General features: G+C 71.1%; 16 protein-coding genes. 8 read left to right on the plus strand and 8 right to left on the minus strand.

Annotated features, from left to right (window positions below):
* The first annotated feature begins 36 nt into the window (after positions 1-36).
* The 6 genes from AB0M54_RS10080 to AB0M54_RS10105 all read left to right on the plus strand — a co-directional run bounded on the left by AB0M54_RS10080 (position 37) and on the right by AB0M54_RS10105 (position 4,331).
* Complete coding sequence (locus AB0M54_RS10080) at positions 37-663, plus strand: ATP-dependent Clp protease proteolytic subunit (RefSeq protein ID WP_364316071.1); 627 nt, start codon at positions 37-39, stop codon at positions 661-663.
* Positions 664-845: 182 nt separating this feature from the next.
* A complete protein-coding gene (locus tag AB0M54_RS10085; RefSeq protein WP_364316069.1) occupies positions 846-1,373 on the plus strand; it encodes a hypothetical protein in 528 nt (175 codons plus the stop codon).
* A gap of 148 nt (positions 1,374-1,521) precedes the next feature.
* The gene (locus tag AB0M54_RS10090; protein WP_364316066.1) at positions 1,522-2,556 is read left to right on the plus strand and encodes a hypothetical protein; all 1,035 of its coding nucleotides are present in this window, start codon (positions 1,522-1,524) and stop codon (positions 2,554-2,556) included.
* Position 2,557: 1 nt separating this feature from the next.
* A complete protein-coding gene (locus tag AB0M54_RS10095) occupies positions 2,558-3,295 on the plus strand; it encodes a hypothetical protein (protein ID WP_364316063.1) in 738 nt (245 codons plus the stop codon).
* Positions 3,292-3,801: a hypothetical protein gene (locus AB0M54_RS10100; protein WP_364316060.1), complete on the plus strand. Its 510-nt coding sequence runs from the start codon at positions 3,292-3,294 to the stop codon at positions 3,799-3,801. The genes AB0M54_RS10095 and AB0M54_RS10100 overlap by 4 nt, the downstream gene beginning before the upstream one ends.
* Before the next feature lie 227 nt (positions 3,802-4,028).
* Positions 4,029-4,331 carry a hypothetical protein gene (locus tag AB0M54_RS10105; protein ID WP_364316033.1) on the plus strand — a complete coding sequence of 101 codons (303 nt, stop codon included), beginning with the start codon at positions 4,029-4,031 and terminating at the stop codon, positions 4,329-4,331.
* Between the two features lie 50 nt (positions 4,332-4,381).
* On the opposite strand, the gene AB0M54_RS10110 is transcribed toward AB0M54_RS10105, so the two are convergent.
* Genes AB0M54_RS10110 through AB0M54_RS10140 form a run of 7 tightly spaced genes read right to left on the minus strand, consistent with a single transcriptional unit; the run spans position 4,382 to position 11,071 of the window.
* Entirely contained in the window at positions 4,382-5,506 is a 1,125-nt protein-coding gene (locus AB0M54_RS10110; RefSeq protein WP_364316035.1) for an ABC transporter substrate-binding protein, read from the minus strand.
* Positions 5,499-6,251 carry an ABC transporter permease gene (locus AB0M54_RS10115; RefSeq protein ID WP_364316038.1) on the minus strand — a complete coding sequence of 251 codons (753 nt, stop codon included), beginning with the start codon at positions 6,249-6,251 and terminating at the stop codon, positions 5,499-5,501. The genes AB0M54_RS10110 and AB0M54_RS10115 overlap by 8 nt, the downstream gene beginning before the upstream one ends.
* Positions 6,248-6,997, minus strand: a complete 750-nt coding sequence (locus AB0M54_RS10120) for an ABC transporter ATP-binding protein (RefSeq protein ID WP_364470425.1) — start codon at positions 6,995-6,997, stop codon at positions 6,248-6,250. Before AB0M54_RS10120 ends, AB0M54_RS10115 begins: the two co-directional genes overlap by 4 nt.
* Before the next feature lie 5 nt (positions 6,998-7,002).
* On the minus strand, positions 7,003-7,845 hold the full coding sequence (locus tag AB0M54_RS10125; RefSeq protein WP_364316044.1) for an ABC transporter permease subunit: 843 nt from the start codon (positions 7,843-7,845) through the stop codon (positions 7,003-7,005).
* The gene (locus tag AB0M54_RS10130; protein WP_364316046.1) at positions 7,842-8,825 is read right to left on the minus strand and encodes a TIGR03842 family LLM class F420-dependent oxidoreductase; all 984 of its coding nucleotides are present in this window, start codon (positions 8,823-8,825) and stop codon (positions 7,842-7,844) included. The genes AB0M54_RS10125 and AB0M54_RS10130 overlap by 4 nt, the downstream gene beginning before the upstream one ends.
* 9 nt (positions 8,826-8,834) lie before the next feature.
* Positions 8,835-10,235 (minus strand): dihydropyrimidinase, encoded by a 1,401-nt coding sequence (gene hydA, locus AB0M54_RS10135; protein ID WP_364316049.1) that lies wholly within the window; start codon positions 10,233-10,235, stop codon positions 8,835-8,837.
* On the minus strand, positions 10,232-11,071 hold the full coding sequence (locus tag AB0M54_RS10140) for a nitrilase-related carbon-nitrogen hydrolase (protein ID WP_364316052.1): 840 nt from the start codon (positions 11,069-11,071) through the stop codon (positions 10,232-10,234). The genes hydA and AB0M54_RS10140 overlap by 4 nt, the downstream gene beginning before the upstream one ends.
* 153 nt (positions 11,072-11,224) lie before the next feature.
* Between AB0M54_RS10140 and AB0M54_RS10145 the strand changes: the two genes are divergently transcribed.
* Positions 11,225-12,532 (plus strand): aminotransferase class I/II-fold pyridoxal phosphate-dependent enzyme, encoded by a 1,308-nt coding sequence (locus tag AB0M54_RS10145; RefSeq protein ID WP_364470250.1) that lies wholly within the window; start codon positions 11,225-11,227, stop codon positions 12,530-12,532.
* The gene (locus tag AB0M54_RS10150; RefSeq protein ID WP_364470252.1) at positions 12,529-13,833 is read left to right on the plus strand and encodes an aspartate aminotransferase family protein; all 1,305 of its coding nucleotides are present in this window, start codon (positions 12,529-12,531) and stop codon (positions 13,831-13,833) included. The genes AB0M54_RS10145 and AB0M54_RS10150 overlap by 4 nt, the downstream gene beginning before the upstream one ends.
* On the opposite strand, the gene AB0M54_RS10155 is transcribed toward AB0M54_RS10150, so the two are convergent.
* Positions 13,814-16,660 carry a BTAD domain-containing putative transcriptional regulator gene (locus tag AB0M54_RS10155; protein ID WP_364470254.1) on the minus strand — a complete coding sequence of 949 codons (2,847 nt, stop codon included), beginning with the start codon at positions 16,658-16,660 and terminating at the stop codon, positions 13,814-13,816. The two genes, AB0M54_RS10150 and AB0M54_RS10155, sit on opposite strands and share 20 nt — an antisense overlap.
* Between the last annotated feature and the right edge of the window lie 36 nt (positions 16,661-16,696).

Raw genomic sequence — 16,696 nt, forward strand, 5'->3', positions numbered from 1 at the left:
CGGGCCAAAACCGGCCCGCCTGCCTAGTGTCGGAGCATGAACCCGCAGAGTCGTTATGTGGTGCCGTCGTTCACCGAGCGGACCTCGTACGGGACAGCGTCCAAGGACCCGTACACCAAGATGTTCGAGGACCGCATCATCTTCCTCGGCGTGCAGGTGGACGACACGTCCGCCAACGATGTGATGGCCCAGCTGCTCACGCTCGAGGGCACCGACCCCGACCGTGACATCACCATCTACATCAACTCCCCCGGCGGCTCGTACACGGCGATGACCGCGATCTACGACACCATGCAGTACGTGCGGCCCGACATCACCACGGTCTGCCTGGGCCAGGCCGCCTCCGCGGCAGCGGTCCTGCTGGCCGGCGGCACGACCGGCAAGCGGCTGGCGCTGCCCAACTCGCGCGTCATGATCCATCAGCCGGCCCTCGGCGGCACCCAGGGCCAGGGCACCGACCTCGAGATCCAGGCCCGCGAGATCATGCGGATGCGCCAGCAGATGGAACACCTGCTCTCCGAGCGCACCGGCCGGCCGCTCGAGCAGGTCGTGCGTGACATCGACCGCGACAAGATCATGACGGCCGAAGAGGCCAAGGAGTACGGCATCGTCGACGTGGTCCTGCCGAGCCGCAAGAAGAGCCTGCTGACCGCCGGCGCCTGAGCGGGGGCCTGCTGGAACGAGGGAGATCCATCCCTCGTCCTACGTCGCGGCCGGCGAGCCGCGCGTGACCGGCGCCCGCTACGACCTCGACACCGGGCGGGTCACCCTGGTGCATTAGCTGGGGGTCGGCACCGGGCAAACCCCGATGGCTCTAGGCGGTCGGCCCGCGCGAGGCTCCCGGCATGACCAAATTCCTCGCGTACGCGGCCCCGGCGCTCATGCTCGCCTATGGAGTGTGCCGCTGGGCCGACGGCCTGGACGGCGACCGTGGCAACGGCCCGGCGTGGACCATCGGCCACGCGGCCTTCTGGGTGGCCATCGTCCTCTTCACCCTCCTGGCCGACCGCCTGCGCCGTGCCCGGCCCGGCCTCCTGACCACCGCCGCCACCGTGGTCACGGCCGTCGGCTCGCTGTTCTTCCTGCTGGTGATCACCCACGACATCGTCGCCACGTTCTACGACCCGCCCGCCGTGGTCGGCATCCTCGGCCCACTGCTGTTCGAGCTGGGCCTGCTGACCCTGCTGATCCGCCACGTCGTGGCCCGCCGGCTGCCCGTCTGGTCGCCGATCCTGGTCCTGGCCGGCTTCACCACGATCCCGATCAGCCTCGACCTGCTGCCCCTGTCAGCCATCCTGGTCGGCGCCGGCCTGATCCCGCTCTGGCTCCGCCCGGCCACGACGGCCGCCGCTCACCAGCCCGCCCACCGCTGAGCCACCGGCCGGCTCCCGGTCCCCCGCCGCGACGGGGGGCCACTATCCGACAGCGGCGACTGCCCGGACGGTCCTTGTCCACAGTGATGTGACGGGCGGAAACTCGTTCCAGGCGGGCCCCTCCGGGTGAGCCGGTCAGGAGGCGACGATGCGCCACACAGCCGATCACGCCGCCGAGGAGGGCGCCGAGCGGCGCACCGGCGCGGTGGCGCCCCGATCGCCCGCGGCGGCGCTGCTACGCCTGCAGATGACGGCCGGCAATCGTGCGGTCGCCCGCATGCTGCAACGCTCGGCCGGTGAGACCGACCCCGAGTGCTTCATCATCCCGCCGGCCGGGGCCGAGCAGGCCGCGGAGCCGGGGGCCGAGGAACACGAACCGGCCGTACAGACCTCGCCCGCGGCGGCCGTCTCCACCGGCGGCGGCCTCTCCGGGCCCGCGTCGGTCTCGTGGGCGGCGCTCGGCGCGGCCGACCAGGAGGACGCCGCCCACGCCCTGGCCGCTCCCGCGGTCGACTCGCTGAACAACATCCAGACCGCCGCGGGCGCCAACAGCGACTGGGTGGCCGGCGTGACGACCCTGCCCCGGGCCACGGCCAAGGCGCCGCAGTTCGACCTGGGCGCCGTGGCGTCGGCCCCCGGCGGGATGGGGCCGCCCAGCTGGGCCTGCACACCGACCTGGACCCAGCACTACTACGAGGGCGACAGCCGCTGCCTGTACCTCGGCGCCGGCCGGCACGCGACCAAGATCAAGGAGGGCGGCGCGCCGGTGTTCTTCCAGATCAGCGCCGCCATCTCGGCCCGGGACGGGCAGGCTGAGGGGGAACACTCCAACGACATCAAGCAGGCCCGCGACATCTCGATCAAGGAGGCCGAAACCGTCTTGACCGACCATGTCATCGGGAAGGTCTTCCCCGCCACCGGCACGCAGGCGGAAGCGGAACAGAAGGTGAAGGACCGGATCACCGCCAAGCTCACGCACCCCGGCCTGGGCCACGATCAGACCAAGTGGGCCGCCATCTACGAGACGCTCTACTCCAAGACGTTCGACCGCGACACCAAGGGCTGGCATTCGTTCGGCGCGGGTACACGTTCGGTGAACAAGGCGGGCGAGATCACGTACGCGATCGACAACGGAACCACGAGCATCGGCACCACGTCGTCGGCCGCGCTGGTGGTGTACTGACATGGCCGTCGTGCTGCCCGTGGTGGCGTTCCCCGACCGGGGTGCGGACTGGCTCGGCTACCTCGCCCGGGTCACCCGCTGGACCATCGGCGCTCGCTGCACCGCCGCCGAGGTGGTCGCGGCCGGGCGGTTCGACGCGGCGCGGGAGGCCCTGACCGTCGACGAGATCCTCAAGGGCGACCCCGGCCACGGGCCGATCCCGCTGGCGCTGCCCCAGCCGGCGGCCACCGGCTCTCCCCCACACCGTCCCCGGCCCGGGGACGGTGATCGCCTGCTGATGTTCGGCACCCTCGACGGCGGTCCGCTGGACGTACCCGGGGCGGTGGTCCCCGCGTGGGCCACCGCCGACCTCGACGCCGACATCGGCGTGGCGCGCTGGTTCGCGGGGCTGCCCACCGACCCGGGCGCGCGGGCCGAGGCGCTCGCCGCCGTCGCAGGCGACCCGGCCGAGGCCGGGCGGTCGAGCGCCCTGCGCGCGATCGGCGACGAGAAACTGCGCTCGGCGTCACCGGTCGTCCACCGGGCCGCCGCCGAGACGGCCGATCCGGCGACCGCGTCCTACGCCGCGGTCACCCTCTGGCTGCTGGACGAGCGCGCGGCCGCGACCGAGGCGCTGGCCGCCATCACGGATCGCACCGGCGACGACGAGTTCCGGGCGCTGTGGGGGGTCAAACCCAGCATCGGCGACCGGGTCCCGACCGTGTTCGGCCCCGACCCCGACGCCTGGAGCAGGCCATGACCAGCACCTTCGTCCCGATCGAGGCGATCGGGCGCAACGCCCGCTCGTTCAGTGAGATGGCCGAGGCCAACCCGTGCGAGGGCTGCTCGGCGCCCTGCTGCCGGATCGTCCTGACCCCACATCCCACCCCACAGACCTTCACCGACCTCGACTACGTCCGCTACCTGCTCGGCTTCCCCGGCACCGAGCTGATCGTCGCCCGCGACGGCACCTGGCAACACCTGACCCACCGGACCTGCGGCCTGCTCGACGCGGCCGAGTCGCGCTGCACGGTCCACGACACCCCGCGCAAGCCCAAGGTGTGCGTGTTCTTCGACCCGTACCGCTGCTGGTACAAACGCAACTTCACGGTCGCCGACCCACCGGACATCGTCCGCCTCGACCTGGCCCGCTTCGAGGCCATGCTGACCGCCTGCATCCTCGACGACACCGGCCGCCTGGTCCACGTCCCGCCGTGGGAACAGCTACGCGCCCTCGTGCCCCAGCCCGGCGAGGCGCCGGCCTGAGTCAGGCGAACGCCGGCCGTGGGCGAAGACGGCCAGGCGTTCGCCGTTGATGTGGGCGACGCTCACGGCGGGGCGGGCGGTCAGGTGCTTGGCCTTGGCAGCGGTGCCGAAGGTCCCGGTGCCGTGCGGGATGGCATTCAGTCACCGTAGCGACAGGTCGGTATCTGGTTCGCGGGATGAGGTCTCATTCCAGGCGAAGCGACGCCGAGGAAAGGGAGCGGGGGCTCATGACTGTGCAGCAGATGGTGCGGGACGCGATGGAGGGGGCGGCCGGCGAGTCGGTCGAGGTGAAGGCCGCGGTGGGGGCGGCCGCGGCCGCTCAGAGCATTCCGACGCCGACGACCTCGGACACGGGGATGTTGTGGCGGATCCTGGTGGTGGCGCTGTCGGTGATCCTGGTGATCGCGCTCGCCGGGATCATCTGGACCGTGGTCGACGGCAACGAGGGCACCAGCCCGGATGTGATCGTGACGGTGTTCTCGTCGGCGCTGTCGGGGATGCTCGGGCTGTTCGTGAAGTCGCCGAACTGAGCAGAAGAACTGACCAGCAGAACGGCGACCTCACGAACAGCGGAGCCGGCTCAGGCGCCGCCGGGCGAAAGGGTGACCGTCTGAGGCTGGAAGGTCGCGCCGTTGACGTCGACGCCGTTCGACTTGGCCTGCTCGACGGCCTGCTTGATGTAGTCGTTGGTGTAGGCCAGGCCGGCCGGCTGCTTGGTCAGGACCGAGTCGCCGGTCTGGTTCTTGGTCGACATGGACAGGTCGACGGTCTGCTTCCAGGCCGCCTCGTCGATCATGCCGATCCCGGCGGTGGAGGGCCAGATCAGCTTGCTGGTCTCGTTCATCTGCCAGAGCTGGTGGCTCTTGCCGAGCTTGGACCCCTTGGCCACGACCAGATCGCGGCACTTCTCGGCGTTGTCCCGGCAGAACGCCCAGCCCTTGATGGTGCCGGTCAGGAACTTCACGGTCTGCTGCTGGTACGCCGGGTCGTTGAGCTTGTCGGTGTTGGCCCACACCGCGTCCTGGAGCATCGACGTGCCTTCGGTCTTCCAGTCGATGATCTGGAACTTGTCGGCCGTGTACGGCTTGCCGGTCGCGGGGTCGACGGCTTCGAGCAGCTGGGCGTACTCGTTGTAGCTCATCGCCTGGGCGGCGTCGATCTCCTTCTTGAGCAGCGCCTGCATGTCGAACTGCTGCTGCACCAGGGTGACGTCCTTGCCGGGGTTGAGCCCGGCCTTGGTCATGCCGGCGAACAGCTCGAACTCGTTGCCGAAGCCCCAGTTGCCGATCTTCTTGCCCTTGAAGTCGGCGGCCGAGGTGATGCCGCTGTCCTTCCACGCCACCTGGTAGGTGCCGCTGCGGGCGAAGATCTGCCCGACGTCGGTGATGGTGGCGCCCTGCTCGCGCGAGGCCAGGGCCTTGGGCACCCAGGCCACCGCGTAGTCGGCCTTGCCCTGGGCGAGCACGGTCTGCGGCACGATGTCCACGCCGCCCTCGAGCAGCTGGACGTCGAGGCCCTGCTCCTTGTAGAAGCCCTGGTCGACGGCGGCGATGTAGCCCGCGAACTGGGCCTGGTAGAACCACTGGAGCTGAAGTTTGACCGGAGCGAGCGCGCCGCCACTCGCACTGGTGACAGCGGGGGTGTCGGCGGTGCCGCAGGCGGCGAGAACGAGGAGGGAGGCGAGCAGCAGACGAGACTTACGCATGGGATCTCCAGGGCATCGCGAGTCGTTCGACGATCAGCGTGGTCAGGTAGAAGACGAGTCCGAGAAGGCAGGCGCCGACCACGAAGGCCCAGGCACGGGGGTACGCGGTGAACGACGCGGCGGAGGTGATCCGCGCGCCGAGCCCGTCCTGCAGTCCGCCGAAGTACTCGGCCACGACCGCGGCGATCACGGCCAGCGACGACGCCTGCCGCAGGCCGGTGAAGACGAAGGGCAGCGCGCCGGGCAGGCGCACCTTGCGGGCGAAGGTCCAGCCGCCGGCCGCGTAGCTTTCCATCAGTTCGCGGTGTACGGGGTTGACCTCGCGTAGTCCGCGGAGGGTGTTCACGAAGACCGGGAAGAACACGATGATGCCGGCCACGATGCGCCGCGGGACGCTGCTGGTCGACTCGAACATGTTGTTGAGGATCGGGGCGAGCGCGATGATCGGCAGCGCGTTCAGCACCGCGGCGAACGGCACGCTGGCGTCGCTCAACGCCTTGGACCGGCTGGTCAGCATGGCCGCGAGCACGCCCAGGACCGAGCCGGCGGCCAACCCGATCAGGGCGTTGAGACCGCTGGCCAGGGCGGCGTCCCAGATGTTGCCACGCTGGACCAGCAGCTCACGCCCGATGGCACTGGGCGCGGGCAGGATGAAGGGCGCTACCCGGCCGAGGGTGACGGTCAGCTCCCAGGCGACCAGAGCGAGCAGGCCGAAGACAACCGGGGGAAGGACACGACGGATCATGCGCGGAGGGCCTTCCGCACCGCGGTGACCGTGTCGAAGTAGGCCGAGGACTGGCGGACCGCCTCGTCGCGGGCCGGGAGGGCGACGTCGATCGAGGCGGTGATGCGGCCCGGCCGCGGCGACATCACCACGACCTTGCGGGACAGGAAGACCGCCTCGGAGATCGAGTGGGTCACGAACACCACGGCGGCGCCGGTCGCGGCGCAGATCGACAGCAACTCGGTCTGCAGGCGTTCCCGGGTCATCTCATCGAGCGCCCCGAACGGCTCGTCCATCAGCAGCAACGGCGGCGACACGGCGAGGGCCCGGGCGATCGCCACCCGCTGCTGCATGCCACCCGAGAGCTGCGCCGGGTAGTGCCCGGCGAAGTCGCCCAGCCCGACCAGGTCGAGCATCTCCCGGGCCCGATCGCGCCGGGCGGAGCGGGACATCCCCCGGAGTTCCAGCGGCAGTTCGACGTTGCGCGCCACGGTCCGCCACTCGAAGAGGCCGGCCTGCTGGAACGCGATCCCGTACTCCTGCTTGCGCCGGGCCGACGTGGCCGTGTCGCCGGCCACCGAGATCGAGCCCGACGTGGCCGGGATCAGGTCGGCGATCAGCCGCAGCAGCGTGCTCTTGCCGCACCCGGAGGGCCCGATCAGCGAGACGAACTCGCCGTCGCCGACCGCCAGGTCCACATCGGACAGCGCGGTCACCTCGTCGGGGCGGCCGGCGTTGAAGACCTTGGTCAGGCCGGAAACCGACACCGCGGTCAAAGCGTCGCCACCTCCACCCGTCGGCGGTGCCGCATCAGCGGCAGTTCCAGGAGGCCGACCAGGCCGGCGACCACCAGTCCGAGGACGGCGGCGCCGAGCATGGCGGTGTAGACCTTGGCCGGGTCCGAGGTGGCCTCGCGCGAGTACTCGATGACGAGGCGGCCGATTCCTCCGCGCGTACCCGTCGAGATCTCCCCCACCACCGCGCCCACGACGGCGGCCGCACCGGCCAGCCGCAGCGCCGGGAACAGGTAGGGCAGCGACGCCGGCAGGCGGAGTTTGACCAGCGTGCGCCACCACCCGGCGGCATAGCTGCGCATCAGCTCGACGCCGGCCGCGGCCGGTGACTGCAGCCCCCGCAGCATGCCCACCGCGACCGGGAAGAACGCCAGGTAGGCGGCGATCGCCGAGACCGACATCCAGGCCGGCCAGATCGTGCCGCCCCAGCCCGCGATGAGAGGCGCGAGCGCGACGAGGGGCACGGTCTGCGAGAGGATGACGTACGGGAGGAGCCCGCGCTCCACGATCACGAAGCGTTGCATGGCCACCGCCAGCAGCAGACCGATGACCGCGCCGGCGGCGAACCCGGCGGCCGTGATGCCGAGCGTGAACAGGCACGCGCGGAGCACCACGATCCACACCGGACTGCCGCCGGCCAGTTCCGGCCGGCCGAGGCGGGACAGCACGGTCCACACGTGCGGCATGGACAGGTCGTCGGCGCGGGGCAGCAGGCGTACGCCGAACAGCACCGTCCCGTCCTGATTGCCGACGACCTTGTAGCCCTCCCACAGCAGGATGAACACGAGCAGCCCGGCGAGCGCGAAGAGAACTCTTCTCACGGCAGCGCCGGGATGATCTGCTCGCCGTACGCGGTCAACGTCGCCTGTTTCGCGTCGTGCTGGAGATAGACCGCGAACTGGTCGACGCCGAGCTCACGCAGCGCCGACAGTCGCTTCAGGTGGTCGGCCACCGGGCCGAGCACGCAGAACCGGTCGACCACCTCGTCCGGCACGAACGTGGTGTGCGTGTTGCCGGCCCGGCCGTGCTCCGAGTAGTCGTACCCCTCGCGGGCCTTGATGTAGTCGGTCAGCGCCTGGGGCACCGCGCCGCTGCCGCCGTAGCGGGCCACGATGTCGGCGACGTGGTTGCCGACCATCCCGCCGAACCACCGGGTCTGATCCCGCTGGTGAGCCAGATCGTCACCCACGTAGGCCGGCGCCGCCACGCAGAACTTGATCGCGGCCGGATCGCGCCCGGAATCCGCCGCCGCCTTGCGCACCGCCTTGATCATCCACTCGGCGATGTCGGGATCGGCGAGCTGGAGGATGTAACCGTCGGCGACCTCACCGGTCAGCTTCAACGCCTTGGGCCCGTAGGCGGCGACCCAGACGTCGAGGGTGCTCTCCGGGGCCCAGGCCAGGCTCAGCCCGTTGGCCGACCCGCCGTTGGCCAGGGCCTTGATGACCTGGACCGCCTCCCGGAGCTGCCCCAGGGTCTGCGGCGGCTTCCCGATCACCCGCAGCGCCGAGTCGCCCCGGCCGATGCCACAGATGGTGCGGTTGCCGTACATCTCGTTGAGGGTGGCGAACTGGGACGCGATCACCGTCCAGTCCCGGGTGCCCGGGTTGGTCACCATCGGACCGACGATCACGCGGGACGTGGCCGCGAGGATCGCCGAGTAGACGACGAACGGCTCCTGCCACAGCACGTGCGAGTCGAACGTCCACACGTGGCTGAAGCCCAGCGCCTCGGCCTGCTTGGCGTACTCGACGACCTGCTTCGCGGGCGGGTCGTTCTGGAGCACCACACCGATGTCCATGCAACCTCCTCAGAGCAGGTAGTCGGAGAGTCCGCGCTTGACGTATCGGCCGTGGCCGGCGTGACCGCGGTATTCGCCACCCGCGCTGACGACGAGTCCGCGGGACAGCACGGTGTCCACGCCGCCGTCGATCTCCCAGCCCTCCCAGGCGGAGTAGTCCATGTTCATGTGGTGGGTCGCGACGCCGATCCGGGTGCGGGCGCCCGGGTCGTAGATGACGATGTCGGCGTCCGAGCCGGGCGCGATGATGCCCTTGCGCGGGTAGAGGCCGAACATCCGGGCCGGGGTGGTGGCGATCGTCTCGACCCAGCGCGCCAGCGACAGCTTGCCGTCGACCACGCCCTGGTAGAGCAGGTCGACGCGGTGCTCGACGCTGCCGATCCCGTTCGGGATCTTGGAGAAGTCGCCGATCCCCATCTCCTTCTGGTCCTTCATGCAGAAGGGACAGTGGTCGGTCGAGACCACCGACAGGTCATTGGTACGCAGGCCCTGCCACAGATCGGCCCGGTGGTTCTCGTGCTTGCTGCGCAACGGCGTCGAACAGACCCACTTGGCCCCCTCGAAGCCGGGCGCGCCGAGCTGGTCCTCCAGGGTCAGGTAGAGGTACTGCGGGCAGGTCTCGGCGAACACGTTGCGGCCGAGGTCGCGGGCGGCCTTGACCTGCTCGAGCGCCTTCGACGCGGAGAGGTGCACGATGTAGAGCGGGCAGTCGGCGGCCACGCCGGCCAGCCAGATGGCCCGGCTGGTGGCTTCGGCCTCGAGCTCCTGGGGCCGGGTGATGCCGTGGAAGATCGGGTCGGTCTCGCCGCGTTCCAGGGCCTGCTTGACCAGAACGTCGATGGCCGGACCATTCTCCGCGTGCATCATGATCATCGCGCCGTTGCTCCGGGCCTTCTGCATCGCCCGCAGGATCTGGCCGTCGTCGGAGTAGAAGACGCCGGGGTACGCCATGAAGAGCTTGAAGCTGGTGATGCCCTCGTCGCTGACCAGTTGGTCCATGGCCTTGAGGGAGTCGTCGTCCACGCCGCCGACGATCATGTGGAAGGCGTAGTCGATGTGACAGGCGCCGGCCGTCTTCTGGTGCCAGGCCGCCAGGCCGTCCTGGACCACTTCGCCGTACCGCTGGATGGCGAAGTCGATGATCGTCGTGGTGCCGCCGATCGCGGCGGCCCGGGTGCCGGTGTCGAAGGTGTCGCTGGCCTCGGTGCCGCCGAACGGCATCTGCATGTGGGTGTGCGCGTCGATGGCGCCCGGGATCACGTACTTGCCGGTGGCGTCGATGACCTCGGGGCCGTCCGGGGCCCGGCCCGGCGCGAAGATCGCGGCCACCGTCTCGCCGTCGATCAAGACATCCGCGGCGTACGGACCGGTCGGGCCGACCACCGTGCCGCCCTTGATCAGCGTGGTCACGGTGTCACCAGGCCCTCGTAGCTGTCCGGGCGGCGGTCCCGGTAGAACTGCCAGCGGTCGCGGACCGTGTTCAGCAGGCCCAGGTCGAGGTCGCGCACGATCAGCTCGGGCTGGTGGGTGTCGCCGACCGAGCCGACGAACTTGCCCTCCGGGTCGACGAAGTACGACTGCCCGTAGAAGTCGTTGTCGCCCAGCTCCTCGACGCCGGTCCGGTTGATCGCCCCGATGAAGTACTCGTTGGCCACCGCGCTGGCCGGCTGTTCCAGCTGCCACAGGTAGCTGGACAGGCCGCGGCTGGTGGCCGACGGGTTGAAGACCATCTGGGCGCCGTTCAGGCCGAGGGCCCGCCAGCCCTCGGGGAAGTGCCGGTCGTAGCAGATGTAGACGCCGACCCGGCCGACCGCGGTGTCGAACACCGGGTAGCCGAGGTTGCCGGGCCGGAAGTAGAACTTCTCCCAGAAGCCCTTGACCTGCGGGATGTGGTTCTTGCGGTACTTGCCGAGGTAGCTGCCGTCGGCGTCGACCACGGCGGCGGTGTTGTAGAGGACGCCGGGCTGCTCCTGCTCGTACATCGGCAAAATCATCACCAGGCCCAGCTCGCGGGCGAGGGCCTGGAAGCGCTCGGTGGTCGGGCCCGGGATCGACTCGGCGTACTCGTAGTAGGCCGCGTCCTGGACCTGGCAGAAGTAGGGGCCGTAGAACAGCTCCTGGAAGCAGATCACCTTGGCGCCCTGCGCGGCCGCGTCACGCGCGTAGTCCTCGTGCGCCTTGATCATCGACTCCTTGTCGCCCGTCCAGTTGGTCTGGACGAGGGCGGCGCGGATGACGTCGGTCATGAGCTGGGCCCCTCTCTCTTCCCCTGTGGCGTGGGTCACCAAGACAGTGTGATCGTCTCGCCACCGCATGTCATCGTCCCTGGGAGCTTGACATCCGAGGTGGTAGAACGTTACGACACAGATGACGGCGAACAATTGCCTGATCGTTACGCAATGTTTCGGAGACGTAATTTGCTCGCTCTGATCGCCCGGGCCGTCGAGGACCGCAGCTCACGGGGAATCGCCGCCGCGGTCAGCCGGCTGGTGACGGCCGGTGACCTGCCGAGCGGCAGCCGGCTGCCGACCGTGCGCGACGTCGCACGCGAGCTCCGGGTCAGCCCGACCACGGTCTCCGAGGCCTGGCAGAGCCTGCTGCGGGCCGGGGCGATCCGGACGCGGGGGCGGTCCGGGACGTTCGTGGCGGCTCTCGATCGGCCCCGGCTGCGGTACGCCCAGCTGGGCGGGCCGGCGCTCGAGCGGGACCTGTCGTCCGGCGTACCCGATCACGATCTTCTGCCGGATCTGACCGAGGCGCTCAAGCGGGTCGGGGACGGGCGGCTGACCAGCAGCTATCTGGACGCTCCGGTGCTGCCCGCGCTCGAGGACGTGCTGCGCGAGCGGTGGCCGTTCCCGCCCGAGGCCGTGACCGTGGTGGATGGCGCCCTGGACGCGCTGGACCGGATCATCGGCGTCGCGGTGCGGTTCGGCGACCGCGTCGTCGTGGAGAACCCGACCTTCCCGCCGCTGCTCGACCTGCTCGACACGGCCGGTGCCACGGTGGTGCCGCTGAGCGACCTGGAAGGTGCCGAGCCGGTGGCGATCTTCATCCAGCCCCGCGCTCAGAACCCGACCGGCGCCACGATGTCCGCCTCGGACGTCGCGGCGCTCGCCGCCCGGCTGCCGGAGAACACGATCATCGTGGAGGACGACCACGCCGGGGACATCGCCACCGCGACACCGGTCAGCCTCGGCACGCATCGGCCGGACCGGACCGTACACATCGCCGGGTTCTCCAAGAGTCACGGACCGGACCTGCGACTGGCCGCGGTCGGCGGGCCCGCCCGGATCATCGAGGCGGTCGCGGCCCGGCGGCTGCTCGGGCCCGGCTGGTCGTCGCGGCTGCTCCAGGCCGTACTCCTCGACCTGCTCACCTCGCCCGCGTCGATCGCTCAGGTCTCCACCGCGCGCCTCGAATACGCCCGCCGACGCGCCTCACTTCTCGCGGCCCTGCGCTCCCGGCAGGCGGAGGCCGCGGCGGACGACGGCATCAACCTGTGGCTGACCGTCCACAACCAGCAGCAGGCGCTGGTCACCCTGGCCGCGCACGGCATCAGCGTGGCCCCCGGCGCGCCGTTCATGGTCACCCCGGCGGCCACCGACCACGTGCGGGTGACGGTCGGGCTGGTGGCCGACGGCTTCGACGACCTCGCCACGATCCTGGCTTCGGCCGCTCGACGTACCGACAACCGGAGGCTCCTATGACGAACGACGACCTGCTCGCCCGGCACCACGCGGTGATGCCGGCCTGGATGCCGATCTACTACGGCGACGAGGCGATCGAGATCGTCTCCGGCTCCGGGCGGCACGTCACCGACGCGGCCGGCCGCACCTACCTCGACTTCTTCGGCGGGGTGCTGACCACGATGATCGGGTACGACGTGCCGGAGATCCGGGAGGCCGTCGAGCGGCAACTACGCACCGGGGTCGCGCACACCTCGACGCTCTACCTGATCCGCCAGCAGGTCGAGCTGGCCGAGAAGATCGCCCGGGTCTCCGGCATCCCCGACGCCCGGGTCTTCTTCACCAACTCGGGCACCGAGGCCAACGAGGCCGCGATGCTGATGGCCACCAACATCCGCAGGAGCAACCAGATCCTGGCCGTCAAGAACAGCTACCACGGTCGCAGCTTCGGAACCATGGCGGTCACCGGGCACCGCAGCTGGTCGGCCAGCTCGCTGAACCCGGTGCAGGTGTCCTGGCTGCCGTCCGGCGACCGGCTCCGCGGGCGGATGGCCGGCCTCTCCGACGGCGACCAGATCGACGTGGCCGTCGACGAGCTGCGCGAGACCCTGGCCACGGTCACCGCGGGCGACGTGGCGGCCATGATCGCCGAGCCGATCCAGGGCGTGGGCGGGTTCGTGCACGCGCCGGACGGGATGCTCGGGGCGTTCAAGAAGGTGCTCGACGAAACCGGCATCCTGCTGATCGCCGACGAGGTGCAGACCGGCTGGGGCCGCACCGGCGAACACTTCTGGGGCTACCAGGCGCACGGCGTCGTGCCCGACCTGATCACCTTCGCCAAGGGCATCGGCAACGGCTTCGCCCTGGGCGGCGTGGTGGGTCGCGCCGAGGTGATCAACGCGGTGCCGGCGATCAGCTTCTCCACTTTCGGCGGCAACCCGATCTCGGCCGCGGCCGGCAACGCGGTCCTCGACTACGTGCTCAGCCACGACCTCCAGGCCAACGCCCAGCGGGTCGGCGCGATCCTGCTCGACGGCCTGCGCCGGCTCGCCGGGGAAACGCCGATCGTCGCCGAGGTACGCGGCCGCGGCCTGATGCTGGCCGTCGAGTTCGTCCGCCCCGGCACCACCGAGCCCGACCCCGCCGCGACCGTGCGGGTCTTCGAGGAGTGCCGCAGGAACGGCCTGCTGGTCGGCAAGGGCGGCCTCTACAACAACGTCCTGCGGATGGGTCCGCCGCTGACCCTGACCGAGGACGAGGCCCGAACCGGCCTGACCGCCCTGACCGACGCCATCCGCACGGTCAACGCCGAGTCCCTCTGATCAGGCGGGCCACCAACGGTTCGGCGTCGGGGCCGGACAGCTCGGTGGCCGTCCGCAGCGCCCCGGCGCGGATCCGGCCGGCCTCGCCGGTCGCGCCGGCGGCGGTCAGGGCGTCGGCGAGGACGGCCAGCGCCCGCACCTTCCGGTAGGAGTCGTCCAGGTCGGCGCAGGCGGTCACGGCGGCGCGGGCATGGGCCACCGAGGTGCCCGACCCGGCCGCATGCTCGATGTCGGCCCGGGTGATCAGCGCGTCACAACGCCCGGCCGTATCCTGCACGCGATCGTGACAGGCCAGCGCGGTGGCACAGTGCCGCCGGGCCAGGTCCGGCTCGCCGGCCGCCAGATAGAACTCGCTCAACCGGTGGTGGGTGTGACCCTGGCCGCGGATCGCGCCGTCCCGCTCGCGGATCGCCAGGGCCTCGCCGTACGCGGCCAGAGCCCTCTGGGGTTGCTTGTCCCGCCGGTACGCGTCCCCGAGCTGGTGCAGCGTCGCCGCCTCGCCGAACGAGCTGCCGAGGTTCCGCAGGGCCAGCCGGACCTCCCGCAACGTCTCGATCGCCCGGGGCGTGTCGCCGGTGTTCAGGTAGGCCACCCCGAGGTTGTGCGCGCAGATGCTCTCGGCCCGCGCGTTGCCCGCGGCGGCGGCCAGATCCCGGGCCAGGGTCAGCGCGGCGATGCCCCGGTCGTACTGATGCGTGGCGCAGTAGGCGTAGCCGAGGTTGTTGAGGTTGGCGAACTCGCCGAAGACGTGCCCGTCCAGCCGCGCCGAGGCGGCCGCCCTCCGATTCAGGTGGATGAGGTCGTCGTAGCGGCCGGTGTGCGTGAAGATCTCGTGGATCGCCGCCGGGATCTGCCAGGCGAGTCGGTGCAGGCCGTGCCGGGTGGCGTCCCGGGCGGCGGCGCCCAGGTTGCCACGCTCGGTCCGGCACCAGGCTCGGGCGTCCGCCTCGGTGCCGAACCGCATCGCGTCCGGCGGCGCCTGCGGCAGGTCGGGCACCGGGGGTTGTTGCGGCGCGATGACCGCGGCCGCGTTCGCCGCCGAGCAGAGGAACCAGGTCACCACGGCTCGCCGCCGCTCGGCGATCTCGGCCGGCTTGTCCTCGATCTCGGCGCAGGCGTGAGCGTACTGCCGCAGCAGGTCGTGCATCCGGTAGCGCCGGGCGGTGTCGTGCTCGATCAGATTCGCCCGGGCCAGCAGGTCGAGCGCGCGCTCGGTCGCGCGTAGGCCCGACCCGGTCAGCGCCGCGGCGGCGTCCAGACTGATCCGGACGCCGGGGTGCAGAGCCAGCCGCCGGAACAGTGTCGCGACCGCGGGTTCCAGCTCACGGTACGACCATTCGAAGAAGGTGCTCAGATCACCATCCTCGACCGGCGCCCAGAGCACGCGTTCGCGCAGTTCCCGGGCGAGGTCGGCGACCCGGGCCCGGGGACGTTCGGCGACGTGGACCCCGACGATGCGGACCGCCAGGGGCAGGCCGTGCGCGAGCCCGGCGAGCCGGTCCACCGCCGCGGGCTCGGCCGTCGTGCGCGGCTCGCCGATGATCCGGGTGAGCAGGGTGCGGGCTTCGTCGGCGGCCAGCGGTTCGCTGACCACGTTGTGCACGCCTTCCCGGACCGTGAGCCCGCTGAGCCGATCACGGCTGGTGATCAGGGTCAGGCAGCCGGCGGCGGACGGGATCAGCGGACGGGCCTGCTCCGAGCTGGCCACGTTGTCCAGCAGCACCAGCACCCGGCGGCCGTCCACCAGGTCGTTGAACCGGTGCCGGCGCTCCTCGGCGTCGGCCGGGATGCGGTCGGGTGGAACACCCAGCGCGTGCAGGAACCGCGCCAGTGCCTCCTTCGGGTCGACCGGGGCGCCCGGCCCGTAGGCGCCCGCCGCGAGATAGAGCTGGCCGTCGGGGAAGTGGCCGACGTGGCGCTGGGCCCAGTGGGTGGCCAGCGTCGTCTTGCCGGCGCCGGGCATGCCGGTGATCACCACGACGTTCGGCCGGCCGGGCGCGGGCTCGGCGAAGCGGTCGAGGTCGGCCAGGAGCGCGGCCCGGCCGACGAAACCCCGGATCTCGTACGGGAGCTGATGCGGGTGCCCGACCGCCGGATCCGACCGGGCGCCCCGGAGCGCGTCGAGGTCGATCTCCGGGTCGTGGCGCATCTCCCGCCGGAAGGCTTTCCGGAAGGCGCCGTGGAATCGCCGGGCCTCCTCGTACCGGCCCGCCGCGAACAGCGCGCCGATCCAAAGCCGGGCCAGCGCCTCGTCCACCGGGTGCTCGCGGAGCAGATCGGGCAGCCGGACCAGCACCGCGTCGGGCCGGCCGAGCCGGAGCTGCCCGCCGGCCAGCAGCCGATGGGCGTCGAGCCGCTCGTCGCCGACCTGTTCCCGCAGTCGCTCGGCCGACGGGCCGCGCAGCTCGGTCACGGCCTCGTCGCCCCGCCACAGGTCGATGGCCTGCTCCAGATCGGACACCGCGGCCGCCGGACGGCCGGCGTCCAGCGCACCTCGCGCCCGCTCCACCAGCGCCCGGAATCGGTGAAGGTCCACGATGCGCGGATCGACCTCGACGCGGTAGGCGTTGCCGTCCTTGACCACGGCGGCCGGCACGCCATGGCCGGCGAAGACCTTCCGTAGCCGGCTGACCAGCGAGTAGATGGTCTGCCGCGGATCGGACGGGCCGCCGCCCGGCCACAGGTGCTCGACCAGGACGTCCACCCGGACCGGACGTCCGGCGTGCACCAGCAGGAGCGCGAGCAGACCGCGCTGCTTCGCCGCGCCGATCGGGATCGACCGTTCCCCGTCGCACAGCTCCGTCGGACCGAGCACGCCGAACCGCACGAGCGACCCTCCTCTTAGTAGCTGAACCGCTACTCA

This window comes from Actinoplanes sp. NPDC051470 (assembly GCF_040682035.1).
In the GTDB taxonomy this organism is placed as follows: Bacteria; Actinomycetota; Actinomycetes; order Mycobacteriales; family Micromonosporaceae; genus Actinoplanes.

Bases quoted from the DNA above. Each gene is read 5' to 3' on its own strand.
- AB0M54_RS10080 (WP_364316071.1), top strand. From the start codon at position 37: ATGAACCCGCAGAGTCGTTATGTGGTGCCGTCGTTCACCGAGCGGACC.
- AB0M54_RS10105 (WP_364316033.1), top strand. From the start codon at position 4,029: ATGACTGTGCAGCAGATGGTGCGGGACGCGATGGAGGGGGCGGCCGGC.
- AB0M54_RS10130 (WP_364316046.1), bottom strand. From the start codon at position 8,825: ATGGACATCGGTGTGGTGCTCCAGAACGACCCGCCCGCGAAGCAGGTC.
- AB0M54_RS10150 (WP_364470252.1), top strand. From the start codon at position 12,529: ATGACGAACGACGACCTGCTCGCCCGGCACCACGCGGTGATGCCGGCC.
- AB0M54_RS10110 (WP_364316035.1), bottom strand. From the start codon at position 5,506: ATGCGTAAGTCTCGTCTGCTGCTCGCCTCCCTCCTCGTTCTCGCCGCC.
- AB0M54_RS10115 (WP_364316038.1), bottom strand. From the start codon at position 6,251: ATGATCCGTCGTGTCCTTCCCCCGGTTGTCTTCGGCCTGCTCGCTCTG.
- AB0M54_RS10100 (WP_364316060.1), top strand. From the start codon at position 3,292: ATGACCAGCACCTTCGTCCCGATCGAGGCGATCGGGCGCAACGCCCGC.
- AB0M54_RS10145 (WP_364470250.1), top strand. From the start codon at position 11,225: ATGTTTCGGAGACGTAATTTGCTCGCTCTGATCGCCCGGGCCGTCGAG.
- AB0M54_RS10095 (WP_364316063.1), top strand. From the start codon at position 2,558: ATGGCCGTCGTGCTGCCCGTGGTGGCGTTCCCCGACCGGGGTGCGGAC.
- AB0M54_RS10140 (WP_364316052.1), bottom strand. From the start codon at position 11,071: ATGACCGACGTCATCCGCGCCGCCCTCGTCCAGACCAACTGGACGGGC.
- AB0M54_RS10085 (WP_364316069.1), top strand. From the start codon at position 846: ATGACCAAATTCCTCGCGTACGCGGCCCCGGCGCTCATGCTCGCCTAT.
- AB0M54_RS10090 (WP_364316066.1), top strand. From the start codon at position 1,522: ATGCGCCACACAGCCGATCACGCCGCCGAGGAGGGCGCCGAGCGGCGC.